Annotated in this window: 17 protein-coding genes; 13 read left to right on the top strand and 4 right to left on the bottom strand. The window is 60.4% G+C overall.

Features of this window, described 5'->3' with window-relative positions; all coding sequences use genetic code 11:
• The first annotated feature begins 26 nt into the window (after window positions 1–26).
• Window positions 27–1241 (top strand): phosphoenolpyruvate hydrolase family protein, encoded by a 1215-nt coding sequence (locus NYE40_RS23685; protein ID WP_101807493.1) that lies wholly within the window; start codon window positions 27–29, stop codon window positions 1239–1241.
• On the opposite strand, the gene NYE40_RS23680 is transcribed toward NYE40_RS23685, so the two are convergent.
• The 4 genes from NYE40_RS23680 to NYE40_RS23665 all read right to left on the bottom strand — a co-directional run bounded on the left by NYE40_RS23680 (window position 1238) and on the right by NYE40_RS23665 (window position 4637).
• On the bottom strand, window positions 1238–2140 hold the full coding sequence (locus tag NYE40_RS23680) for a histidine kinase dimerization/phospho-acceptor domain-containing protein (RefSeq protein ID WP_339279061.1): 903 nt from the start codon (window positions 2138–2140) through the stop codon (window positions 1238–1240). The two genes, NYE40_RS23685 and NYE40_RS23680, sit on opposite strands and share 4 nt — an antisense overlap.
• A gap of 22 nt (window positions 2141–2162) precedes the next feature.
• Entirely contained in the window at window positions 2163–2933 is a 771-nt protein-coding gene (locus tag NYE40_RS23675) for an ABC transporter permease (protein ID WP_339279060.1), read from the bottom strand.
• The gene (locus tag NYE40_RS23670; RefSeq protein ID WP_101807496.1) at window positions 2926–3849 is read right to left on the bottom strand and encodes an ATP-binding cassette domain-containing protein; all 924 of its coding nucleotides are present in this window, start codon (window positions 3847–3849) and stop codon (window positions 2926–2928) included. The genes NYE40_RS23675 and NYE40_RS23670 overlap by 8 nt, the downstream gene beginning before the upstream one ends.
• A 92-nt stretch (window positions 3850–3941) precedes the next feature.
• The gene (locus NYE40_RS23665; protein WP_339279059.1) at window positions 3942–4637 is read right to left on the bottom strand and encodes a response regulator transcription factor; all 696 of its coding nucleotides are present in this window, start codon (window positions 4635–4637) and stop codon (window positions 3942–3944) included.
• Between the two features lie 164 nt (window positions 4638–4801).
• Here NYE40_RS23665 and NYE40_RS23660 point away from each other — a divergent pair, with 164 nt between their 5' ends.
• From NYE40_RS23660 to NYE40_RS23605, 12 genes are all read left to right on the top strand, one after another.
• On the top strand, window positions 4802–6508 hold the full coding sequence (locus NYE40_RS23660; protein WP_101807498.1) for a histidine kinase: 1707 nt from the start codon (window positions 4802–4804) through the stop codon (window positions 6506–6508).
• Window positions 6505–7926: a response regulator gene (locus tag NYE40_RS23655; protein ID WP_101807499.1), complete on the top strand. Its 1422-nt coding sequence runs from the start codon at window positions 6505–6507 to the stop codon at window positions 7924–7926. Before NYE40_RS23660 ends, NYE40_RS23655 begins: the two co-directional genes overlap by 4 nt.
• A 17-nt stretch (window positions 7927–7943) precedes the next feature.
• Window positions 7944–9554, top strand: coding sequence for an extracellular solute-binding protein (locus NYE40_RS23650; protein ID WP_101807500.1), 1611 nt, complete (start codon window positions 7944–7946; stop codon window positions 9552–9554).
• A 186-nt stretch (window positions 9555–9740) separates the two neighbouring features.
• Window positions 9741–11531 carry a glycoside hydrolase family 66 protein gene (locus NYE40_RS23645; RefSeq protein WP_180968347.1) on the top strand — a complete coding sequence of 597 codons (1791 nt, stop codon included), beginning with the start codon at window positions 9741–9743 and terminating at the stop codon, window positions 11529–11531.
• A gap of 37 nt (window positions 11532–11568) precedes the next feature.
• Window positions 11569–13158, top strand: coding sequence for an ABC transporter substrate-binding protein (locus NYE40_RS23640; RefSeq protein ID WP_101807502.1), 1590 nt, complete (start codon window positions 11569–11571; stop codon window positions 13156–13158).
• Window positions 13159–13252: 94 nt separating this feature from the next.
• The gene (locus NYE40_RS23635) at window positions 13253–16249 is read left to right on the top strand and encodes an extracellular solute-binding protein (protein WP_244912689.1); all 2997 of its coding nucleotides are present in this window, start codon (window positions 13253–13255) and stop codon (window positions 16247–16249) included.
• On the top strand, window positions 16239–17192 hold the full coding sequence (locus tag NYE40_RS23630; RefSeq protein ID WP_101807503.1) for a sugar ABC transporter permease: 954 nt from the start codon (window positions 16239–16241) through the stop codon (window positions 17190–17192). The genes NYE40_RS23635 and NYE40_RS23630 overlap by 11 nt, the downstream gene beginning before the upstream one ends.
• Before the next feature lie 36 nt (window positions 17193–17228).
• Window positions 17229–18089, top strand: a complete 861-nt coding sequence (locus NYE40_RS23625; RefSeq protein ID WP_244912690.1) for a carbohydrate ABC transporter permease — start codon at window positions 17229–17231, stop codon at window positions 18087–18089.
• Between the two features lie 45 nt (window positions 18090–18134).
• A complete protein-coding gene (locus tag NYE40_RS23620) occupies window positions 18135–20126 on the top strand; it encodes a YIP1 family protein (RefSeq protein ID WP_146000431.1) in 1992 nt (663 codons plus the stop codon).
• Complete coding sequence (locus tag NYE40_RS23615) at window positions 20120–22402, top strand: DUF5696 domain-containing protein (protein WP_101807506.1); 2283 nt, start codon at window positions 20120–20122, stop codon at window positions 22400–22402. The genes NYE40_RS23620 and NYE40_RS23615 overlap by 7 nt, the downstream gene beginning before the upstream one ends.
• Before the next feature lie 107 nt (window positions 22403–22509).
• A complete protein-coding gene (locus NYE40_RS23610; protein ID WP_244912691.1) occupies window positions 22510–23283 on the top strand; it encodes a sugar ABC transporter permease in 774 nt (257 codons plus the stop codon).
• Complete coding sequence (locus NYE40_RS23605; RefSeq protein ID WP_244912692.1) at window positions 23264–24256, top strand: carbohydrate ABC transporter permease; 993 nt, start codon at window positions 23264–23266, stop codon at window positions 24254–24256. Before NYE40_RS23610 ends, NYE40_RS23605 begins: the two co-directional genes overlap by 20 nt.
• Window positions 24257–24270 lie beyond the last annotated feature (14 nt).

Raw genomic sequence — 24270 nt, 5'->3', positions numbered from 1 at the left:
TACTAGGCAGGGAAGGGATGGCGAGCATGCAGACTTCGACTCAAATTCGCGAAAAGCTCATGGAAGCCGTCGCAAGCCAAAAGCCGATCGTCGGCGCGGCGATCGGCTGCGGCCTGTTCGCAGGATACGCGGAGGCGGGAGGCGCGGACCTCATTCTGGTGCTCAACGCCGGGCGCTTCCGCCTGATGGGCTGCGGCTCGACGGCGAGCCTGCTGCCGTTCGGCAACAGCAACCGCATGGTGATGGACATCGGCGTCCAGGAGGTGCTGAGGCAGGTCCGCCATACGCCGTGCATCTTCGGCCTGTGCGCGACCGACCCGGAGATCGAGCTCGAGTCCTATCTGGACGAGATCAAGGAAGCCGGCTTCGCCGGCATGACCAATTTTCCGACCGTCGGCCTGATCGACGGCGTTTACGGGGAAGCCCTTCACGAAGCCGGAATTTCGTTCGACAAGGAAGTGGAGGCCGTGGCCCGGGCCGTGCGCAAGGGGCTGTTCGCGGTCGCCTTCGTCTTTTCGGCCGATCAGGCCAGGCGGATGGCCGCGGCCGGAGCCGACATCATCTGCGCCCACCTCGGCTTCACCCAAGGAGGCGGCGCCGGCGTCAAGGGCTCGATGACCATGGAGCAGGGCATCGCGCTGTCCCGGACGATCTTCCGGGCGGCCGCCGAGGTCAATCCTCATGCGTTCAAGCTCGTCTACGGGGGGCCGGTAAGCTCGCCCGAGGACGCCGACCGGATCTACCGGGGGACGGACGCGATGGGCTGCATCGGCGGCTCGAGCTTCGAGCGCATCCCGACCGAGACGAGCATCGTGCGCGTCACGGAGCTGTTCAAGAACTACGAGGAAGTGAAGTCCGAGAACAAGCTGCTCCGGCAGCAGCTCGACCTGCAGGCCGCCATCGAGCAGGCGGACTACGTCCGGTATGTCACCTTGCACGTCTCGCTCCATCTTCACGAGCCGGTCTCGTTCGACGCGATCGCCAAGGGGCTGCATCTCAACCGGAACTACCTGAGCCAGCTGTTCACCCGCAAGATGGGCATGAGCTTCTCGCGCTGGCTGATCCGGCAGCGCATCCAGACCGCCAAGGAGTGGCTCGGCAGCGAGGAGGGGACGATCCACGACGCGGCAGCCCGGGTCGGATACTCCGACGCCTCTTATTTCAGCCGGATCTTCAAGAAGGAGACCGGCATGACGCCCAGCGAGTGGAAGGAGCGGCAGGGAGCCGATCCGGAGCGCTAGGCCAGCCGCCACTCGCAGGTCAGCTCCAGCGCGTCGCCCTTCATCTCGGCGTTCAGGCCGCCGCCCATCTTGACCATCAGCCCGCGCGCGATGGACAGGCCGAGGCCCGAGCTTGATCCCGAGCGGGACGCGTCGGCCATGTAGAACCGGTTGAACAGCAGCTCCGGGTCGGTGCCGAGCAGCTGCGGCGCGCGGTTGCGGAGCCGGAGCGCCGCTCGCCCGCCCTCGGCGGCCAGGGCGATCTCGACCCGCCCCGAGGCGTGCCGGATCATGTTCAGCGCCAGATTCTCCACGACGCGGCGCACCGCGGACTCGTCCGCGCGGATGACGAGCGGACGCTCGGACAGCTCGAAGGCGGGCTCCAGCCCCTTTTCCTCCATCGCATCATAGAAGCCCATCAGAATCTCGGGAACGAGCTTGTCGAGCCGCAGCCGCTCCGGCTTCAGCGCGTAGTCGGCGGAGTCGATCCTCGACAGCTCGTAGAAGTCGTCCAGCAGCGACTTCAGCCGCGCGGTGCGCTTGCGGATGACGGCGACCGCTTCCCGGCGCTCGTCCTCGCTGAGGCTCCCCCGCTCCAGCAGCTGGATATAGCCGGAGATGGACGTCAGCGGCGTGCGCAGGTCATGCGAGATGTTGGCGACGGCCTGGCGGAGCTCGTCCTCCGTGCGCCGCCGCTCGGCATGCGCCTGGACGATGAGGCCGGTATGGCGGTTGATCTCCGCGGCCAGCGCCTCCAGGGCGCGGTCCGGTCCGCCGATGACGGCTTGGCCGGACACCTCGCCGTCGTTGTAGCGGCGCAGATGTCGGGCGAGCGCCCGCGCCTCCTTGCGCATCCGCAGCAGCCGGAGCAGGCAGAGCGCGGCGACGCCCAAGGACAGGATGATCAGGATGGGCGCCATGCGCTGCCTCCTCCTTTTTGGTCTAGCGGATTTCCTTGCGCTCGAAGACGGCGATGCCGATGCCGATGAAGGCGGCGGCGACGAGCAGCGGGACATAGACCGACTGCGCGAGCTGCGCCGAGCTCATCGCGGGATCGGCGTAGGCGTTGATCAGGCTGAAGATGGAGTGCCGGTACATCGTTTCGACGAACGGGATGAACTTGCCGGCCATGGCGTACAGGCCGTCCGCGAAGAAATAGAAGACGAACAAGGTGCCGATCGTCTTGCCGCTGTCGGTCAGCACGGTCGCGACCGCGCCGGTCAAGGCGGCGAACGCCGCGGACAGCGTGACCGTCACGAGCAGCGAGCGCCAGGCGTAGTCCGCCGCGGACGCTCCGCCCGGCAGCTCGCCGACGCCCATCAGCGCGGAGCCGAGCGCGAAGATGACCGCCGGGAAGATGAGGGCGACGAGCACGGAGCCGCCGATGAAGACGAGCAGCTTGGCGGCGATGAAGCGGCTGCGGCTGTAGCCGGAAGCGGCGCCGCGCTTGATCGTGCCGGCGCTGTATTCGCTGGAGATGAAAAATCCGGCCAGCACGCACAGCCCGATCTTGATGACGTAGTTGTTGCCTCCCATCGCCGTGGCCAGCAGGTCGAGCCCGCTCGCCGCGCCCCGCGTCCCGCCGCCGTCCGGATCGTCGAAGTACGTCAACAGGACGTAGGCGATGCCCGATGCGGCCAGCACGGCCGCGAGCAGCCAGAGGGAGCGGTTGCGGAGCAGCTTGTAGCTCTCGGAACGCAGGAGGTTAAGCATGGCCGCCGCCTCCGATCCGCGAGGCGAAGTAGCTTTCGAGATCCTCGCCCATCGGCATGAGCTGCTCGAGCTCCAGCCCGCCGGCGACGAGCGCCGAGGCGACGGCCGCCGGCCGGTCCAGATGCGCGTACAGCCGGATGCTGCCGTCCGCCGCCACCTCGAATTCCCGGGTCGCGAGCTCGCGCTCGAGCACGACGGCCGCGCGCTCCGGCAGATTCACCTTGATGTGGATGAACTGGCGGCAGCGCTCCTGCAGCTCCCGGCTCGTCAGCTGCTCCAGCAGCCGGCCCTTGTGGATGATGCCGTAGTGCGTGGCCAGCAGATGGAGCTCGCTCAGGATGTGGCTGGAGATGAGGATCGTGATCCCGCTCTCCCGGTTGAGCCGCGTGAGCAGCTCGCGCATCTCGACGACGCCCATCGGATCGAGTCCGTTGGTCGGCTCATCGAGGACGAGCAGCTCCGGCTGCCCGAGCAGCGCGACGCCGAGCGCCAGCCGCTGCTTCATGCCGAGCGAGAACGCCCGCGCCTTCTTGCGTCCGGTGCCGGACAGGCCGACCAGCTCGAGGGTGCGGCGGACGCTTTCGCGGCCGGGGATGCCCTGCTGCAGCCGGTGCGCCTCCAGATTCTCGGCCGCCGTGAGCTGCGGGTAGAGCGCGGGGCTCTCGATGGACACCCCCATGCGCCGGCGCGCCTGCACGAGCTCGGAGCCGCTCGCCGCCCCGAACAGCTCGACCGATCCGGACGTCGGGAACGCCAGCCCCGTCACGAGCTTCATGAGCGTCGACTTGCCGGCTCCGTTCTGCCCGATGAAGCCGTAGATCGCCCCTTTGCGGACCGTCATGTCCGCATGGTCGAGCGCGACCTGCTTGCCGTACTGCTTGGTCAATTGATGCGTCCTCAAGACGTATTCCTGCATGATTGCCTCAGCCTCCTGGTCCCGGTTCGGGTCATGGCTCAAGTGTAGAGGCCGTTTCGTAAGCGTTCCTAAAGCCAATCCATAAGAAAGGCTTAAGTTTTGAGCCGGTAGCCCATGCCCCAGATCGTCTCGATGTACTCTTCCCCGGGACGGACCTTGGCCAGCTTGCTCCGCAGATGGCTGATATGCACGCCGACGACGTTGTCGCCTCCGCCGAGGAACTCCTCGCCCCAGACGCTCTCGAACAGGTTCGCCTTGGTGAAAAGCTTCTTCGGAGAAGCCATGAGCAGCGCGAGGATGTCGAACTCGCGCGCCGTCAGCGCCATCTCGGTCCCTCCCGCCGTCAGCGTCCGGGCTTCGGGATCGAGCTCCAGGTCCTTGTGCCGCAGCGGCTGCGGACCCGGCTGCTGCGGCAGGCGGCGATGGCGCCGGAGCACCGACCCGACGCGGGCCGATACCTCCTCGAGGTCGAACGGCTTGGTGATGTAGTCGTCCGCGCCGGTCCGCAGCGCGGAGATCTTGGGCTCGCGCCCGTCCCGCGCCGAGATGACGATGACCGGGCAGCCGTGCCGCGCGCTGATCGCCTCCAGCAGCTCCTCGCCCCGCTTGCCCGGCAGCATCAGGTCGAGCAGCACGAGCGCCCACGGCCGCTGCTCGAGATAGAGCTGCGCCTCCGTGCCGGAGTAGGCCGGCTGGGGCTCATGCCCGTCCTTGCGCAGCACGCCGCACAGCAGGCGGCTGATGTCGTCGTCGTCCTCGACGACGAGGATGGACAGCTTGTCCGTCATCTTTCCTCTCCCTCTCCCTCTCGCAAGTCGAGCGCGGCCAGATCCCTCGGCTCGGCCTCGATTTTTCACTATTGTAGACGTCAAACAGGAACCACAGGCCATTTTGACGAAATACACAACGGAAATCCATAACGGAAATCCATAACCATGCAGAGGTCATCGGAATGACATTGAAAAAAAGAATTTTCATCATTTATTTCCTCGGTTCGCTCGTTCCGTTCGTTTTTATCGTCATGATCTCTTACTATACCATCAACTCGATCCTGACCAACAAGCTTGAATCCAGCATCCAAAGCAATCTGAGCCAAGTCACCTTGTCCTTGGAGAATTCGCTCAGCGGCCTGAACCATATTTCCCAGCAGTTCGCCTACGAGGGCAGGACCGTCAAGGAGCTGGACGAGCTGATCCGCACGGAGGAGTCTTTCAACCGGATGAAGCTGCAGCATCAGTTCAAGAGCAAGCTGAACCTGATCACGTCCACCAATCCGGACATCGGTCTCGCCATGTATTATTTCGAGAAGGACCAGTCCTATCGGTTCGCCAACTTTCCGGTGAAATACAGCTTTTCTTCGGGAAAGCTGCCTCTCTTTGCCCAATCTTACGGAATTATTTATTATGGACCGCATGAAAGCTTCAACCGGCTGGACAACGAGCCGGTGCTGTCGGTCCTTCGGAAGGTGGATTTTCCCGGGAGGGATGACGCCTACGTCTATATCGAGTCCGGATTCCAGCTGGTGAAGAACATGCTCGACAGCAAGGAAGCCCGCAACAATCCTTCCCGGGTGGTCCTGCTGGACAGGAAGGGAAAGATTCTTTACAGCGAGGCGCCGCGACTGTTCAAGAGCGGGACGGCTTTCCCCGGATTCTCTCCGGAGAAGAGCGCCGATTACAGCAAGGGCTACTACTGGTACAAGCAGGAAAGCAAGCAGGGCTGGAGCGCCGTCTCCCTTTTCGCAGAGGCCGATTTCAACAAGGAGAAGAACCGCTGGTTCCTGCAAACCTCCCTGTTCTCCCTCGTCTTGCTGGGGGTGTCGGTGCTGCTGGCCGGGCTGTTGTGGAAGATGGTCTACAAGCCGCTCGGCGTCTTTCAGAAGGAAATCAAGACGATTACGCATGCGGAGGCGAGCGCAAGCCCCAAATGGACCGACATTCCGGAATTCGACGCGCTGCTGCGCCAATTCCAGAATATGAAGAGGCATATCTGGGAGCTGTTCCATGAGATCGGGGAGAAGGAGAAGCAGCGCGTGGACCTGGAAGTGGAGAAGCTGCTCCATCAGATCAATCCTCATTTCCTGATGAACACGCTCGATACCGCCCACTGGCTGGCGGTCATGAACGGACAGCATGAGATCGACCGCCTCGTGCAGTCGCTGAACAAGCTGCTGTACTACAATCTCGGCAAGCTCGGACGGCCCTCCACGATCGAAGAGGAGATCCAGGCGACCGAGCAGTATTTGACGCTGCAGCAGATCCGGTATGATTTCCAGTTCGATGTCCGCATCCAGGTCGAGGAGGAGCTGCTCAAGAAGGAAGTTCCGCGATTCATCCTGCAGCCGCTGGTGGAGAACTCGCTCTATCATGGACTGGACGACGAAGGATACATCCAGGTCGTCGTCCGGCAGAACCGCGGCATCGAGATCGCGATCCATGACAACGGCTCGGGAATGTCCGAGGAGAAGATCCAGGAGCTGCTCGGCAGCGAGCCTTCCGAGCAGCAGAAGACAGGAATGGGAATCGGCATGAGCTATGTCAAGCGTACGATCGAGACCCGCTACGGCGATCGGGCCAAGCTGGAGGTCCGCAGCGAGCTCGGCAAGGGGACGAGCATCTTCCTGACGGTACCGATTGAAGAGGAGAGAAGGCAACTATGATTAGAGTGCTTGTAGTGGACGACGACAAGCTGGTCCGCAAAGGGCTCATCTCGATGATGCCCTGGAGCCGCTTCGGCATGGAGGTTGTCGGCGAGGCGTCCAATGGGGAGAAGGCGCTTCGCTTTCTGGAAGCCAACGACGTCGAGCTGATGCTCACCGACCTCGGCATGCCGGTCCTGTCGGGGATGGAGCTCATGCGGGTCGTGCGCGGCCGCTTTCCCGAGCTTCCGGTCGTCGTGCTTACCCTGCACCAGGACTTTGAGTACATCCAAGAAGCCCTCAGGCTGGGCGCGATCGACTATATCGCGAAAGTGGAGCTGGAGAAGGAGCAGCTGGAGGACGTGCTCGGACGCATCGCCGAACGGATCCGCGACAAGCCGCGGGGCGAGGCGGCCGGCCGTTCTCCGGCAGGGATCCGAGAGCCGAGCCTGCAATGCGGCTATGCGCTGATCGGGCTGGACGGCCAGGATGAGGGCGGCAGGATCGAGCAGCTGAAGCAGGACGCCCAAGCCGAAGCCATCGCTGTCGACCGCAATGCCTGGCTGCTGCTTGCAGCCCGCGGGAGCGAGGAGCGGCTGCAGGCAGCCGTCTCCCGCCATAGCGGGTCGAGCCGCGATACGGCATGGATCCAGTGGTCGGATCTGCATGGCTTTACGCTGGCCGAGCTGCAGAGCTGGGTCCGGACGTTCGCCGGCACGGAGCTGTTTTATGCCTTCGACCCTCGGAGTCCGGTCCTGTCGCTCTGCATCCTTCCAGGCGATGAAGGACCGCTCCAGCCGGAGGGGGGCGAGCAGGAGCTGGAGCCGCTGAAGGAGCTGCTGCTGTCCGGAGAATGGCTGTATGACGACAGGCTGTTCGGCCGGCTCAAGGGGGGCATCAAGGGCATGCGGATTCCGCGGCCGAAGCTGATGGGACTGCTGTATGCCTTCGCCAGCGAACGGAACCGCATCTTCTCGTCGACTTGGGACGGCAAGCTGGAAGTCGACGAGTCGTTTTCATCCTGGCATCGGATCGAGCAGTGGCTCGAAGCGGTGCGAGAGAAGCTCCGCCTGCTGGCCGCGAAGATCCATTATTCGCAGGATATCGTCAACTGCGTCATGAAAGCGGAGCAGATGATGCGGGCCAGGCTGGACCAGCCCCTGACCTCTGCCGAAATCGCCAAGGAAATGAACATGAGCCGAAGCTACTTCAGCCAATGCTTCAAGGACATCATGGGTCGCACCTTCAAGGAGCATGTCCGCGAGATCCGGATGGAGCAAGCCAGGCAGTATCTGCTGCATACGAACCGGACGATCCAATGGATCGCGGAGCACACCGGGTATATGGACGAGAAATACTTCAGCCGCATCTTCCGCGACCAGTCCGGGATGCTCCCGAGCGAGTACCGGGTCCGCAAGCGGACGCCGCGACAACTTTAGACGCCCAGGAGGACCGCATGTTGAAAACGAAGGCTAGAGCGCTTCTGATCGTGATCCTGCTCGCCGCGGCTGCCGCCGCCTGCAGCGAGCCCGGATCCGGCGGACCGGCAAGGGAAGCGGAGGGAGAGCCGGCATTCTCGCCCTATAGCCGTCCGATCGTCCTGTCGATCGCCATGGAAGTAGACCCCAACTACAAATCGTATACCGGGGAGACGCCGGCCAGCAATCCATGGATCAGAGCGATCCGGAAAGAATTGAACGTCGACGTCCGGATCGACTGGTTCGCCACCAGTGAAAATATGGAGCAGCGGATCGATCTGGCGATATCCGGCAATGCGCTTCCGGATGCGATGGTCGTGTCCCGCTACCAGTTCAGCCAGATGGTCGAGGCGGGGGAGCTGGCGGATCTGACCGAGCTCTATCCGAAATACGCCTCCCCCGCTATGAAACGGATCCTGGAGAGCGCGGAAAAAGACGCGATGCGAAGCGCGACGCGGTACGGAAGGATGCTGGCGCTGCCCTCGGCAAATCCGGAGGACTTCAGCATGATGTGGATCCGCAAGGATTGGCTGGACCGGCTGGGCCTCGAGCCGCCTGCCTCGATGAAGGAGCTGGAGCTCGTTGCTAAGGCTTTCGTCGAGGAGGATCCGGACGGAAACGGGCGGAAGGATACGATCGGCATCGCCGCCGGCGCCTCGCTCTACGATGCTTTCCATGCCGGCCCGGGCAGCTTCGACCTGAATCCGATCTTCTCCGCGTACCAGGCCTATCCGGGCTTCTGGCTTCGAGGAGAAGACGGCCAGCCGGCCTATGGATCGATCCAGCCGGAAACGAGGAACGCTCTGGCCGCGCTCCAGGATCTCTATGCCAAGGGACTGATCGACCGCGAGATGGGAATGCGGGAGACGGAGGCGGAGGTCGTGATCAACGGCAAAGCGGGCATCTTCTTCGCCCCGTCCTTCGGCGGAGACTGGTCGATTCCGGAAGCCCTCAAGAACAATTCCCGAGCCGACTGGCAGGCGTACGCCTTGCCGCTCGACGCGGAGGGCCGGTTCAATGCCAAGGTGTTCCGGCCGACGCAGTCTTATGTCGTGGTCCGCAAGGAGTACGAGCATCCGGAAGCCGTCCTCAAAGTCGTGAACATGATCCTGAGGGACAGCTACAAATACGGAGACATCTTCAAGCCCCTGCCGCATGTGCTCGTTCCCCGCGATGAGATCAAGGTGTCCGTGGAAGCGATGCGGGACGTGCTCGCCGGCCGCCGGGACAAGGCCGATTTTAAAGGAATGTCCGAGTACGCGATGCTCGCGAACGATCTTGAAACGATCCGTTCGGTGAAGCGGAAGCCGTACGCCAGCACGGGCATCGTCGATTGGAATACGCGTGACGCGAATTTCAAGCGAGCCTATTCCTTGCTCGTGGGCGGACGGAACCTGCTCGATCCGAAGGTGGAGAAGGTGCAGAGCGGCGATCATGGCCTGAATGCTCTCGACCCGTCCTGGCGGCGCTTGCTGGACGAGGAAAAGGAGGTGTTCACCCAGATCATCATGGGCGACGCGCCGATTGAAGCCTTCGACCGATGGGTGGAGGAATGGAAGCGGCAGAAGGATGAGGCAGGCGAAGGGTAGACAGATGTCGGACGGGAGGGGGAAGGATGTCGCCGGGACGAAACATTTTTCCACCTGATCAGGGGACGGATTCCTATCTTAGGAATCCGTCCTTTACTTGTATCCTGATAACAGGCCACAAACATGAAAGCGCATGCGGAAAGGGGAAGCCGCTTTTCATATCCGAGCAAGAGGAGTTCGAGCAGGATGAAGATTCATGTACAGAGAGGAAGGCGCGCCGCGATCATCCTGACATGCCTCATGCCGGTGCTGGCGTCTGGATGCAGCGCGCCGCGAGAGCTGTCGGCCGTGGAGGCGGCTCATCCCGGCGAGCAGGTGCTGATGTCCCTGAACACGCAAAAAGCCGCCTACAAGCCCGGCGAGCCCGTGGAGTTTTCCCTGGAGCTGGATCCGGCCGGGAGCGGGCTGGAGCTGATCGTCCAGTACCGCCATCTCGGGACGAAAATAGGCAGCAGGAAAGTCGCGCCGCAAGGAGGCCGGGCTTCCTGGACCTGGACTCCGCCGAAGGAGGACTTCCAAGGCTATATGGCGGAGGTGTTCGTCACCCGGGACGAGAAGATCGTCGATCAGATGAACATCGCGGTCGACGTCTCGTCCGACTGGGCCAGGTTCCCCCGCTACGGCTATCTGGCCGACTTTCCGGCCATGGACCGGAAGCAGATGGAGCGGGTGATCGAACGGCTGAACCGGTTCCACATCAACGGAATCCAGTTCTACGACTGGCAGTCCAAGCATCATGATCCGCTCCCGCTGGAAGGCGGGAAGCCGGCAGCGAAATGGAAGGATATCGCGAACCGGGAAGTCGCCTACGACACGGTGAAGGGCTATATCGACCTGGCCCACAGCCGCGGCATGAAGGCGATGAACTACAATCTCCTCTTCGGCGCATACGACGATGCCGAGCAGGACGGCGTGAGGCAGGAATGGGGACTGTTCAAGGACCGGGACCGGACGGAGCAGGATAAGCATCCGCTTCCGGGATGGGCGAGCGACATCATGCTGGTCGATCCGGGCAATCCCGGCTGGCAGGACTATATCGTCGCCAAGGAGCAGGAAGTGTTCCGCCATCTGCCTTTCGACGGCTGGCATGTCGATCAGCTCGGACCCCGAGGAACGCTGTACGATGCTACGGGACGCGCCGTGAACCTTCCCCAGGATTACGTCTCCTTCCTCAAGGCGGCCAAGAAGAGCCTGGACGTCGACTACGTCATGAATGCGGTCGACCAGTACGGGCAAGGACTGCTGGCGGCGCTGGCGCCGGTGGAGTTCCTCTACACCGAGGTATGGTCCCATCCCCGCTACGACGACCTGAAGGAAGTCATCGACAAGAACGGCCGGTCCGGCCGAGGGAAGCTGAATACGGTGCTGGCCGCCTATATGAACTACGACCATTCCAAATCCGGCAAAGGTTCCTTCAATGCGCCGGGCGTCCTGCTGGCCGATGCCGTCATTTTCGCGGCAGGCGGCTCCCATCTGGAGCTGGGGGAGAACATGCTTTCCAATGAATACTTCCCCAACCGGAACCTGTCCATCCCCGCCGAGCTGGAAGAGAAGCTGATCGATTACTACGACTTCCAGACGGCTTACCAGAACTTGCTGCGGGATGGCTTGGAAGCATTCGACGCCAAGGCGGCCGGAACGTCCGGAGTCGAGGTCTCGCCGCGAGCCGAGCCCGGCAAGGTGTGGTCGTTCGCCAAACAGAAGGAAGGCGTCGACGTCATCCATTTCATCAACCTCACGCAAGCGTCGACGATGGAATGGAAGGACAACGAGGCGTCCCAGACCGAGCCTGGCGAGCTGACGGACGTCGGCATCAAGTTCCAGGCGGAACGCAAGGTGAAGCGGATCCTGCTCGCCTCGCCCGATTATTACGAAGGTTCCTCCGTCGAGCTGGAATTCGAGCAGAAGGATGGAAGCGTATTCGTAAAGCTGCCCAAGCTGCATTATTGGGATCTGCTGCAAGTCCGCTATGAATGAATCCAATCCAACTTAGGAAACGAACCGGGAGGGTCCTATGAAAAAAAGAATGATGGCCGTCACCGCGGTCATGGTGATCGCATCCATGCTGTCCGCCGCTTGCAGCAACGACTCCGGCACTGGAAATTCTTCCAACGTGGAGAACGCGGCTGTCGAGAACGGAGAGAATTCGAACACGGGCGATGCGGAAGCCGGGACGAACGGGACGGATGAAGACGGGAACGGAGTCGCCGACTGGCAGGAGCAGCCGATCGAGCTGACCTACGCGATGCGGTTCTACGGGGAAAACGACGATACCAATCCGATGTTCCTGAACGTCCGCAAGTTCATGGAGAAATACCCGAACATCACCGTGGTCCGCGACCAGCAGCTGGCGATCGAGCAGTCGGACAACGATGAGCTGGAGATCCTCACGGCGCGGGCGATGGAAGGGACGCTGCCGGACATCTACTACTCTCCGCTGGCTGCCGAAGCCTATGACCGCGAGCTGACGCTGGATCTGACGCCGTATCTCGAGGCGGATCCCGAGTCGAAATGGATCTCGGAGAATGCGCGCAGCTTCATGAAGACGTATGACGGCAAGGAGACGTACGGCATTCCGTTCCAGTCGGTGTCGGAGTTCCCTGCCTTGAACCTGGGGCTTTTGAAGGAGAACAACATCGCGGTGCCTCCATACAACTGGACGTACGCCGATTACGAGAACCTGCGGCTGGAAGTCGCCAAGCTGACTCCGAACAACCCGGTCTTCCCAGGCGGCATCGGTTTCATCGACCACGGCCCCCATTATTTCGACGGCGTCCCGAATGGCTGGAAAGGATTCAACTCCGAGACGAAGCGGTTCGACTTCGCGAACAGTCCGAAATACGGAGAGTGGCTGGACCAGTTCGCCAAAGAGGATAAGCAAGGCCTCTGGTTCTGGGATCTGCCGGAAGACGTGCGCAAGAAGAAGGTCGGCGACTCCACCAATCCATGGGGAGACGGCCTCGAAGCGGTCGGCAACTTCTGGCTCTACTCGCTCAGCAGCAGCGTCAATGAAATGATCAAGACCCGCAACATGGACATCGACATCTATCCGATGCCGGCCGCTCCGGAAGGCGGCGTGACCGCCTTGCACGGGTACTTCGATACGCTGAGCCTCTCCAGCGCGCTGGACGAGGAGCCGGTCAAGGCGGAAGCGGCCTTCCAGCTGCTGAAGTGGCTGACCTATGGAGAAGAAGGCCTGAAGTCACGCTGGGCGCTGATCGATGAATACCTGGGCCTGCCGGAAGATGCGCCGATCCGCGCGGAGGACAGCCTGATGGACTTCGTCCAAGGCTGGCCGATCACGACCAATCCGGAAGTGCTTAAAAACCATCCGCTCGTCAAAGGCTTCCCGGAGGACAGCGAGCTGTCGATCTTCAACTTCAAGGCCTTCCAGAACGTAGACTTCCAGCAGTCGCTGTCCAATCCAGTGCCTTATCCGAGGCAGCTTCCCGGCGTGAACAAAGCCTATGAGACCTTGAATCCGTGGGAGATCCGGGATCAGATCCGGGACAAAGGCAAGAAGTACACCGATGTGGCGGCGGAGTGGGACGCGCTGATGAACAAGACGCTCGACGACTACTTGCGCGAGTACAACGCCCAGTAAGGCGAGACGGAATCCGCAGCTGCCGGTCCAAGTACTCCGACCGGCGGCTGCGGATCCTTTTTAGTAAAACTCGACGAGGTTAGGTTGTGATCAAGTGAAGGCACGCAAAAAAACCGGCTATGCGTGGGCGGGCATCGGAATCATCGCCGCAGCCGGAGCGCTGGCGGTGATGCTCCCGGGCGGCAGCCCCGCTCCGCAAGCCTCGCCGGCGGAGCTGCAGCGCAGCGCAGCCGCTGTAGAGGCGTACATGAACGGCAAGGACGGCAGCAGCCAGTATGGGCATGTTCTCCGGAGCTGGACCGAGGCCAAGCTTGCCGCTCCCGAGCGGCCGGCCGGCATTTCCCTGAAGCGGGTCGGGGGAGGACAGGTGTACGGATCGGCTGAGAGCGAAGGGTACGGCGGCGATGTCATCTATGCCGCTCCGAAAGACAAGGTGGCCTATGAAGCGGAGGTGCCGGAAGAAGGGCTGTATGAGATCTGGCTGGACGACTTCATCCTGGCGCGCTCGGCCTTGAATCCGGAGCTGAGCGTGGAGGTCAACGGAGAGAAGCCGTACAACGAGATGAATGAGATCAAGCTCCCGGTGGATTGGAAAGTGCGCGAGGGAGACAAGAAGGTGGATCGGTACGGCGATGAGCTGGTTCCCGGATCGGAGATCGATTCGGCCTGGAGAAGCGAAGGCCTTCGCGATCCCAACTTCTTTTTCGCGGAACCGCTCAAGTTCCATCTGAAAAAAGGCCGCAACGCCGTCGAGATCACGATCAACGAAGGCCATCTGCTGATCGGAAAGGCAGAGCTGAAGAACACGGCCACAGCCGTGCAGCCGTATCAGGACTATCGGGCATCCAAGCCAGGCGCCCCATCGGGCGAAGTCCAGTCCGTCACGATCGAAGCCGAGGACATGGCGCGGAAGAGCAGGCCGAGCATCCGGGCGAAGTACGTTCGCGATGCGGCCGTCACTCCCTACTCGTACAAGAACAGGGTGCTGAACGTGCTCGACGGCTACTCGTTCGGAGAAAGCGGCGACAAAGTCTCGTACCGCTTCGAAGCGAAGGAAAGCGGCTTCTACCGCCTGACCTTCAAGTACTCCCAGGATACGAACAACGGGATGCCGAGCCACCGGAAAATCGAGCTGGACGGGAACGTTCCGTTCCGCGAGCTGAGCAGCTATTCCTTCCCTTATTCCAGCGGCTGGAAAAACGAGACTCTCCAGGACGAGCACGGAACGCCCTATGAAATCTATTTGGAAAAGGGAATGCATAGCCTGACCTTGTCGAACGACAATTCTTCCGTGCGGGACATCTATCACGAGCTGCTCGAGACGGCCGAGATGATGGACGCCGCATCGCAGCAGGTCAACCGGCTGACAGGCGGACTGGTCGATCGGGAACGGAAATGGAATCTGGAAAAGTACATTCCCGAGATCTCCGCCTATCTGCTGGGAATCGCCGCCAAGATCGAGGAGCAGAAGCGGGCCTTGGCGGAACAGACGGGGAAGGAGGATCTGCCGGCCCTCTCGCAGCTGGAAGTCGCCGCGCAGATGGTGCGGGAATTCGTGGACGATCCGAACGAGCTGCCCCATTACATGGGCAAGTTCGTCGGAGATCAGACTTCCGCCTACGGAAGGATCAAGTCCGTCCTCCCCATGCTCGTCTACAGTCCTCTTCACCTCGACAAGATCTATGTCGGCAGCGGAGGGGAGCTGCCGAAGCCGGAAGCGGGGATCGTCAAAAGCTCGGTGGAGAACGTCAAGTCCTTCTTCTATTCGTTCGCCAATCCGAGATACGGCAGCGCGGGTGCCGTCGACGGCCAGACCGTCCAGGTCTGGGTGAACCAGTCCCGCCTGTATGTCGAGCTCATGCAGCGGATGATCGACGAAGAGTTCACGCCTGCCACCGGCATCAAGGTCAATCTGTCCATCCTCCCGGACGAAAACAAGCTGGTTCTGTCCAATGCGGCCGGCAGCACGCCGGATGCGGCCATGGGCGTCAGCTTCGGCAAGCCGTTCGAGCTGGCGATCCGGGGCATCATCGAGGATCTGAGGCCATACGACGGATTCTACAAGCTGGCCGAGGAGTACAACCCCGGCGCGTTCATCCCGTTCATCTACGACAAGGGCGTCTACGCCTTCCCGGAGACGCAGGACGTCAAGCTGCTCTTCTATCGCAAGGATCTGATGAAGTTCCTCGGCGAGGAGCCGCCTCAGACCTGGGAAGATGTCGCCAGCCTCGTCCCGATGCTGCAGAAGTACGACATGAACTTCTATACCCCGCTCGGATCGAACAACTCGTTCAAGGGATTCGATACGACGACGCCGTTCCTGTACCAGTTCGGCGGCCGGCTGTATGACGATACCGGCAGCAAGACGGCGATCAATGCGAGCGGCGCTTACGAGGGATTCGAATTCATGACGGATCTGTTCACGGTGTACAACGTGCCGATCACGACATCCGAGTTCTACCAGAGCTTCCGCAACGGCAAGACGCCGGTCGGAATCGGCGACGCGAACACGTACATCCAGCTGAAATATGCCGCCCCCGAGCTGGCGGGACAGTGGGCCGTCCTGCCGATCCCGGGAGTCCGGAACGAGCAGGGGGTCGTCGAGCGCTGGGATCCGACGTACGGATCGTCCAGCATCATCTTCAAGAGCAGCGAGAAGAAGGAATCTGCGTGGAAGTTCATCCAGTGGTGGGCCAGCGCGGATACTCAAAGCGCGTTCTCGTACAACATCAAGTCGACTCTGGGAGAGAAATTCCTGTACATGACCGCCAACCTGAAAGGCTTCGCGGACAGCGCATGGCCGTCCGACTCGAAAGAGGCCATTCTCGAGCAGTGGAAATGGATCCAGACGACCGGCAAAGTGCCGGGCGACTATGTGCTGGAGCGGGAAATCAGCAACGCCTGGAATGCGGTCGTCTTCAACAAGCAGAATCCGCGCACGGCGCTCGACAACGCGGTGAAGACGATCAACCGGGAGTTCGACCGGAAATTGCAGGAGTTCGGATATGTCAAGGATGGCAAGCTGATCAAGCCATACCGCGTTCCGACCATCGATAACGTAGGGAATTGGGTGAAAGACGATGGAAAGTAGCACTTCGATCGAGCGCGCGGCGAGTCCGGGCCTCAGCGGGGAAACCGAGCGGAGCCGCTTCAAGCGGCTCGCCGATTCTCCTTATCTGTTCATCCTGCCGTATGCGGCATTGTTCACGCTGCTGATCGTATTGCCGGTCGCCATCGCCGCGGCGATGTCCTTCACTTCCTTCAACACGGTGGAATTTCCCCGGTTTGTCGGCTTTCAGAACTACATCGACCTGTTTACCGGAGACTCGGTGTTCCTGCAGCATGCCGTCACCAACACGCTGCTGTACGGCGCGATCGTCGGCCCGATCGGATACATGCTGGCATTCCTTCTCGCCTGGATGCTGTCCCAGGTTCCCCACCGGATCCGGACCTTGTACACCGTCATCCTGTATTCCCCGTCCATCACCGGCCCGGTCATGATGACCGTCGTATGGAAAGTGCTGTTCAGCGGTGACCAGACCGGCTACCTGAACTACTGGTTCATGAAGATGAACCTGATCAAGGAGCCGGTGCAGTGGCTGCAAGCGCCGGATATCCTCGTGCCGATCATGATCTTCATCGCGCTCTGGGGAAGCATGGGCGTCGGATTCCTGGCGATGCTGGCGGGCCTGCTGAATATCGACAAAACGATGTATGAAGCGGCCTATATCGATGGTATTCGGAATCGATGGCAGGAGATCTTCTTCATCACGATCCCGTCCATGAAGCCGCAGATGCTGTTCGGGGCCGTCATGGCGATCATCGGCACGTTCAACGCATCCGGGATGGCCGCGGCGCTCAGCGGAGGGACGCCTCCTCCGCAATATGCCGGCTGGCTGATCGTGGACCATGCCAACGACTTCGGCTTCATCCGCTACGAGATGGGCTATGCTTCCGCGGTTACGGTCGTGCTGCTGTATATCGTAATCCTGTTCAACAAAGTCAGCTACAAGCTGTTCGGGGACAAATCCTGAAGCTTGAAACCTACTTCCGTTAGAGTGGTGAGAAGAGTGGTCAAAATCAATCCCGACAAGCTGCACCGGGATCAGACGGGGTTTCATCTGGTCCTGGCGGTCCTGTCCCTGTTCATGGCTCTGCCGATCGTGTTCATCATCAACAACTCGTTCAAGCCGTTCACGGAGCTGTTCGCCTATCCCCCGCGGTTTTTCGTCAGCCAGCCTACGCTGGAGAATTTCCGCCTGCTCGTTCATTTTTCAACGGAATCGGGCCTCCCGCTGTCGCGGTACGTGTTCAACAGCCTGCTCGCGGCGATCGCGGTCATCCTGCTTACCCTCGCGGTAAGCTCCCTGGCGGCTTTCGCCTTGTCGAAGCTGACCTTCAAGGGCAAGGACACGTTCAACAGGATCAATACGCTGGCGCTCATGTTCGTGCCGATCGCCGTAGCCATCCCGCGCTTCCTCATCATCGAGAAGATGGGCATCTTCAATACCTATCTGGCGCATATCGTACCCCTGCTGGCGATGCCGATCGGCATCTTCCTGCTCAAGCAGTTCATGGACCAGGTGCCGGATGATCTGATCGAAGCCTCCAAGATGGACGGAGGAGGAAACTGGCGGGTGTATTGGAGCGTCATGCTGCCGCTCGTGAAGCCGGCTCTCGTCACCGTCGCGATCCTGACGTTCCAGGCGACGTGGGGCAACGTCGAAAGCTCGGCCAACTTCATGAACGACGAATCGCTGCGGACGCTCCCGTTCTATCTGAACACGCTCGTGGCGCAGTCGGGGAACATCGTGGCCGGCGCCGGCTTGTCGGCCGTGGCCGGCATGATCCTGTTCGTGCCGAACCTGGTGCTGTTCATCATTCTACAAAATAAAGTCATGGATTCCATGGCTCATACGGGGATCAAGTAAATGGGAATGCGCATAGCAAAGGGAAGCTGGAGGTTTTGGACGGCGGTGCTGGTCCTGGCGCTGCTGGGATCGGCGCAGGCCCATGCCGCATCGGATGCTCCTTACTTCACGTACACCAGCGACAGCGACGGCTATACGATCCGGACGCAGGACGCCTATACGCCCGGGCAGCAGATCGGCCAGATCAACGGACAGCGGCTCGACACGCCGGAGCATGTGTTCGTGGACAGCCAGGACTATGTCTATGTCACCGACAGCGTGCTGAACAAAGTCTTCATCCTGGACAGCAAGCTCCGCTTCTACAAGGAGCTGGCCAGCGACAAGTTTTCCGGAGTCAAAAGCACCTTCGTGACGGAAGCCTCCATCTATGCGGTGGACGCCAAGGCGCAGAAGATCCTTGTCTTCGACAAAGAGTCGCTTGCGCTGACCGCCGAGATCGGCAAGCCCGATTCGCCGATCTTCGCGGAAGGCTACGAGTTCAGCCCGACGAATGTCGCGGTCGACGTCAGGGGCAACATCTATGTCCGAAGCGCGGGATCGACGTACGGCCTCATCCTGCTCAACCGCGAGGGCGAGTTCATTACGTTTTTCGGCGCCAATCCGCTGAAGGTGCCGCTGATGGACCAGCTGCGGTCCGCTTTTCTGACCAAGACTCAGAAGGATAAGCTGGCCAAGGCGCTCCCGGACGTGCCGAGCAATATCGCCATCGACAAGAAGGGGTTCCTCTACACGGTCACTTCCTCCGTCGAGACGAATCCGATCAAGAAATTCAACGTCTCGGGCAAGAACTACTTCCCGGATGATATCGTCGGCATGTTCTCGATGGAGAGCGTATGGATCGGGCGCCATAATACCGTCTTCTCCGTCAGCTCGGACGGGTGGATCTTCGAATATGACGCGAATGGAAACCTGCTGTTCATGTTCGGCGGCAAGGATTTCAACTCCAGCCGGCTGGGCCTGCTGAATCGGCCCGTCAGCATCGCGTCCAATTCGGCCGACGAGCTGCTCGTGGTCGACCAGGGCACGAAGATGATCCAGACGTACCGGCCGTCGGAGTTCTCCCATATCGTCCATCAGGCGATGGATGCCTATCAGGACGGGGACTACGCCGAGAGCCGGAAGCAATGGCAGCATACGCTCCACTACAACTCCACCTTCGACAAGGCCCATATCGGCCTGGGCGAGGCTTATCTCCGCAGCGGCGAGGCCGACCTGGCTTACCGGGAGTTCGAGGAGGTCGGCTACAAGCCGGGCCTGTCGGAATCATTCTGGGAAATCCGCCAGATCTGGCTGCGGGACCATCTGGGCCTTGTGTTCGGCATCCTGCTGGGCTTGATGGCGCTGCGCTACGCGCACAAGTGGGCGAACCGGACCTACGGCTATGCCGCTCGGGCCAAAGAACGGCTGAAGGCCGCGTCTCGAAGGAAGTTCCTTCACGATTTCCTGCTGATCTTCCGGATCCTCAAGCATCCTCTCGATTCGCTCTACGAGATCAAATATGAGAACAGAGGCTCCCGGCTGTCGGCTACGCTGATCTATGCGCTGATCTTCGTCCTGCTCATCGCGCACCATGAGTTTGCGAGCCGCCTTTTTGTCGACAAGCAAGGCTACTTCCTCCATCAGCTGTGGATCATCCTTGGATTCGCCGTGCTGTGGGTCGTCTCCAATTACCTGGTCTGCTCGATCAGCGACGGGGAAGGGAGCTTCAGGGAGGTGTACATCGCGACGGCATACGCGCTGAGCCCGCTGATCGTCATCCTGCCGCCGCTCATCCTGGCCAGCAATGGATTCACGCTGGAGCAGTCGATCTTCTATGAGCTGCCGATTCAGGCGATGACGCTATGGATCGCGTTCCTGATGTTCTTCATGATCAAGGACATCCACAGCTATGAAGTGGGCGAGACGGTCGGCGTCGTCTTCAAGAGCGCCTTTACGATGCTCATTGTCGGATTGTTCCTGTTCGTGCTGTATTCACTGGGCAGCCAGCTGCTCGGGTTCGGGCAAGATGTCATTACGGAGGCGGGCAAAAGATGGTGAAGAAATGGTGGGGCTTGGCGATCGTCATCCTGATTGCGGCGGCTCTCTTCGCGACTCATCGGCTTGGAGACCACCAGAGCGTCAAGTATGGCATAGCTGCAGCCCAAAGCAGCCACAAGGCTATCGCAGTGAACGACGGGCAAGGCTGCATCGGTCCCGCCAAGGAGGCTGCCGGGAACGCCGCTGCAGCGGTTCCCGCCTCCTTCCGGAAGGCGGCTGAGAACAGCCAGCTGGCGCTCTATGTGGAAGAAGAGACCGCGGCCGTCGCGGTCAAGGACAAGTGCAGCGGGGAAACCTGGTTTTCCTATGATGTCGGGATGGATCAGGGAGGAGCCAAGTACAGCGCCGAGATCGCGGGGTATATGAAGTCCGGCGTCTCGATCATGACGTACAACAAGTTCACGGCCGGCCGGCGCACCCTTCTGGGAGACCGCGCCAAAATGACGTTCGAGTACAGGGAGGACGGCTTCAAGGCCGCGATCGACTTCGCCAAGGCGAAGATCAGGTTCGACCTTGTCGTCTCGCTGCAGAAAGGGGATCTGCTGGTCGACATCCCCCGCAGCAGCATCGAAGAGTACAATCCCAAGCTCGGCAAGCCGGGGAACAACGACGTCCGGCTGAGCGAGATCATTCCCTACCCGTTCTTCGGGAGCGTCGCGCACAGGGAGAACGGCTATATCGTCTTGCCGGACGGAGCGGGAGCGCTGGTGAGGCTGAGCGAGAAGCCGAGCTATGCGACCGGCTATTCCGCTCCCGTCTACGGACCGGATCCCGGCTATGAAGATACGCCGGAGTTCAACTCGCGCAGGACGGTCGTCAAGCCTCTCGAGCGGGTGACGCTGCCGATCTTCGGCATGGTCCACGAGGCCGGACGTTCGGGCGTGCTCGTCATCGCGGAGGGCGGCACCGGGTATGCGACCTACAATTACGTGTCTCGGGACTTGCAGACCAATCTGTATCAATCCTATTTCTCTTACACGTACCGCACCCAGTATGCCCAGGTGCAGAGCCGGACGAACACGGACCAGTCGATCCTCAGCTTCCAGAAGGATCCGAATCCGTTCGACCTGACGCAGCGCTATGTCTTCCTGAGCGGCAAGCAAGCCGATTATGTCGGAGTAGCCAAAGGATTCCGCGAATTCCTGCTCCAGACGGACGGTTTGCCGAAGCGGATGCAGGAAGTCAAAGAGCGGATGCCGATGAAGATTGATTTCGTGAACAACGAAATCAAGATGGGAACGCTCGGCGTCGAGAATGTGCCCGTCACGACCTATGGACAGGCGCAGGAGCTTGTCAAGCAGCTGAAGGAGAAAGGCTACGGGGACCTGGATGTATCGTTCAAGACCTTCGTCAAGAAGGAACGGGCTTATCGGTTCGGCGTATTGAGCCAGCTAGGCGGCGAAGGGGCGTTCAGGGAAGCGATGGATTACTTTTCTTCCAACGGCGTGAAGTTCAGCTCCTATGCCGATTATGCGAGATCCTGGCATGATCCCACCTCCTATACGGCCAGCAAGCTGAACCGGCAGGATATGAACGTGGTCAACGAGAACAAGGCGCTTTACAACTACTTGAACAATCCGAAATTCTATCCCGTGCTGGCCGAGCAGGATGCGGGGCCGCTGAAGAAGGAGTCTGTCGGAGCGCTGGCCTTGGACGGATTCGGCTCCAGCGCGTTCACCCATTATGATCACGGGACGATCGGCTACGCTCACGAAGGGATGGCCTATGCGGAAAAGGCGCTGAAGGAGCTGAACGAGAGCGGGATCACGACGGGCCTGTATCGGCCGGATGCCTACCTGTACAAGTACATCAGCGCTTACTACGATACGCCGATCGCCTCGTCCAACCTGATCTTCATCGATGCGACCATTCCGTTGGTGCCGCTTGTCCTGAGCGGATATACGGAGATGTACTCTCCTTATATGAACTTCTCTTCCAACGATGCCGAGTCGATCCTGAAGCTGATTGAATTCGGAACGTATCCTTCCTTCGTGCTGACCGGCGAATCCACCTACCGGATCAAGCGGACGGCGTCCAACGATTTCTTCGTGTCGCAGCTGGGCGTGCTGGAGGATCGGATCGACGCCTATCATGCGGCAGTGGGCGAGGCGCTGGACCAAGTCCTGGGCAGGGAGATGGTCAACCATACGATCGTCGACGACGGGATCGTCCTGGTCGAGTACGACAACGGCCTGAAAATCCTGATCAACCACACGGATGCGGACTACAAGTACGGCAACGCAGGGATCAAATCAAAAGGATTCGTGATTCTATGAAACTAAACATGAGGACCAAGAAAAGCCTGACGGGAATCTTGTTCATCAGTCCATGGATTGTCGGTTTTCTTGCCTTCGTCCTTTATCCGCTGTACAGGACGATCTCCATGAGCTTCTACAAAGTCTCCTTCGGATCGAAATCAGGCTGGCGGTATGCCTGGGTCGGAACGGAGAACTACAAGCGGATCCTTTTCGAAGAGCCGGATTTTGTCGTGGAAGTGCAGACGTATTTCGTCGAGACGCTGCTGTACGTGCCGGTCATCATCGCCTTGTCGATCATCATCGCCATGCTGCTCAACCAGAAGATCCGGGGCAAGGCCTTCTTCCGGCTGCTGTTCTTCCTGCCGATCATCATCCTGAGCGGAAAATTGATGGAGAACATGAGCACGTACGGAGGCATGTCCATCACGGCCAATGGCTTCATGCTCGAGACGCTTCGGACCCTCATCCCGTCCCGGGAGATCCTGCTGCTGATCGTCGACCTGTTCGAGCTGATCCTGCAGCTGCTGTGGTACAGCGCCGTTCCGATCCTGATCTTCCTGGCGGCGCTGCAAAAAATCAGCAAGGACTTGTACGAGGCCGCCTCGATCGACGGGGCGTCTCCGTGGACGTCCTTCTGGAAGATCACCTTGCCTACCATCTACTCCTTGGTCAGCGTATGCGTGATCTATCTGGTCGTCTTCCTCGCGAACTTCGACCTGAACCCGATCAACAAGATCATCATGGAGGCCAAGTTCGACGGATCCAGGCGGGAAGGATACGCCTCCGCCCTGTCCTTGCTGTATGCCTTCGTCCAGATCGCGCTCATCCTGATCCTGTATTATGCGACCCGCAACCGAAATTCGAAAGAGGGCGGCTCTAATGGCACGTATGCAAGGTGAACTCAACCGGTCAGGACAGATGAAGCGGCTTCTCGGGACATACGTCCCTGCCCTGAAGAAATTCCTGTTCGGCATGCAGATCAGCGACGGATTCCTCCACAAGGCCGTGACCTATCTCGTCCTGATCGTCTTCGGCTTCGTGTTTCTGTATCCGCTGCTTTATATGGCGTCGGCCAGCCTCATGTCCAACATGGATCTGGTCGACAGCACGGTGAAGTGGCTGCCCACCCAGTGGTATGCGTTCAACTACGAGATGACCTGGAAGGCGCTGAAGCTGCCGGGGTCGTTCCTGACGACCGGCCTGCTGGCGGGAGCCTCGACCGTCAGCGTGATCGTTTCCTCCGCCTTGATCGGATATGGATTGGCGCGCTTCTCCTTCCGGGGAAAGAGCCTGGTCCTCATGCTGCTTCTGTTCACCTACATCGTTCCGAAAACGCTGTTCTTCATTCCTCGCTTCCAGATTTTCCTGGAGCTTGGCCTGAAAGGCAACCTCGGAGCGCTCGTCGTGCCGGCCTTGACCGGACAAGGCGAGCAGGCGGCTCTGTTCATCCTGATCTTCTTCCAGTTCTTCAAGATGATCCCGAACGCGCTGGAGGAGGCGGCCTTCATCGATGGCGCAGGCGCATTCCGGACGTTCTGGAGAATCGCGATTCCGATGGCGGGCCCGGCCTTCATCATCGTCGGCGTGTATGCCTTTTCCATCTACTGGAACGAGACGTTCCTGACGTCGTTCTACCTGGACGGGAAGATCCGGACGGTTCCGATGCTGCTGGGGGATCTCCAGAACTCCTACGGCGCGGCGGTCAAGGCCAGCCAGGGCGGCGACTTCAATCAGAACCCGAATCTGAACTTCACGGAGGCGAAAGCTTTCGCCGGGACGCTCGTCTCCATCCTTCCTCTCGTCCTTCTGTATCTGATCGTTCAACGATGGTTCGTAGAAAGCATCGACAAGACCGGCATTACCGGAGAGTAAGGTCAAGCAAAAAG

The organism is Paenibacillus sp. FSL W8-1187 (assembly GCF_037965485.1).
GTDB classification, from domain to species: Bacteria; Bacillota; Bacilli; order Paenibacillales; family Paenibacillaceae; genus Paenibacillus_O; species Paenibacillus_O pasadenensis.
Note: the sequence above shows the minus strand (reverse complement) of the source record. Positions and strands in the feature narration are given on the sequence as shown.

Coding starts and splice junctions, on each gene's coding strand:
- NYE40_RS23685 (WP_101807493.1), top strand. CDS start 27: ATGCAGACTTCGACTCAAATTCGCGAAAAGCTCATGGAAGCCGTCGCA.
- NYE40_RS23680 (WP_339279061.1), bottom strand. CDS start 2,140: ATGGCGCCCATCCTGATCATCCTGTCCTTGGGCGTCGCCGCGCTCTGC.
- NYE40_RS23675 (WP_339279060.1), bottom strand. CDS start 2,933: ATGCTTAACCTCCTGCGTTCCGAGAGCTACAAGCTGCTCCGCAACCGC.
- NYE40_RS23670 (WP_101807496.1), bottom strand. CDS start 3,849: ATGCAGGAATACGTCTTGAGGACGCATCAATTGACCAAGCAGTACGGC.
- NYE40_RS23665 (WP_339279059.1), bottom strand. CDS start 4,637: ATGACGGACAAGCTGTCCATCCTCGTCGTCGAGGACGACGACGACATC.
- NYE40_RS23660 (WP_101807498.1), top strand. CDS start 4,802: ATGACATTGAAAAAAAGAATTTTCATCATTTATTTCCTCGGTTCGCTC.
- NYE40_RS23655 (WP_101807499.1), top strand. CDS start 6,505: ATGATTAGAGTGCTTGTAGTGGACGACGACAAGCTGGTCCGCAAAGGG.
- NYE40_RS23650 (WP_101807500.1), top strand. CDS start 7,944: ATGTTGAAAACGAAGGCTAGAGCGCTTCTGATCGTGATCCTGCTCGCC.
- NYE40_RS23645 (WP_180968347.1), top strand. CDS start 9,741: ATGAAGATTCATGTACAGAGAGGAAGGCGCGCCGCGATCATCCTGACA.
- NYE40_RS23640 (WP_101807502.1), top strand. CDS start 11,569: ATGAAAAAAAGAATGATGGCCGTCACCGCGGTCATGGTGATCGCATCC.
- NYE40_RS23630 (WP_101807503.1), top strand. CDS start 16,239: ATGGAAAGTAGCACTTCGATCGAGCGCGCGGCGAGTCCGGGCCTCAGC.
- NYE40_RS23615 (WP_101807506.1), top strand. CDS start 20,120: ATGGTGAAGAAATGGTGGGGCTTGGCGATCGTCATCCTGATTGCGGCG.
- NYE40_RS23610 (WP_244912691.1), top strand. CDS start 22,510: ATGAGCTTCTACAAAGTCTCCTTCGGATCGAAATCAGGCTGGCGGTAT.
- NYE40_RS23605 (WP_244912692.1), top strand. CDS start 23,264: ATGGCACGTATGCAAGGTGAACTCAACCGGTCAGGACAGATGAAGCGG.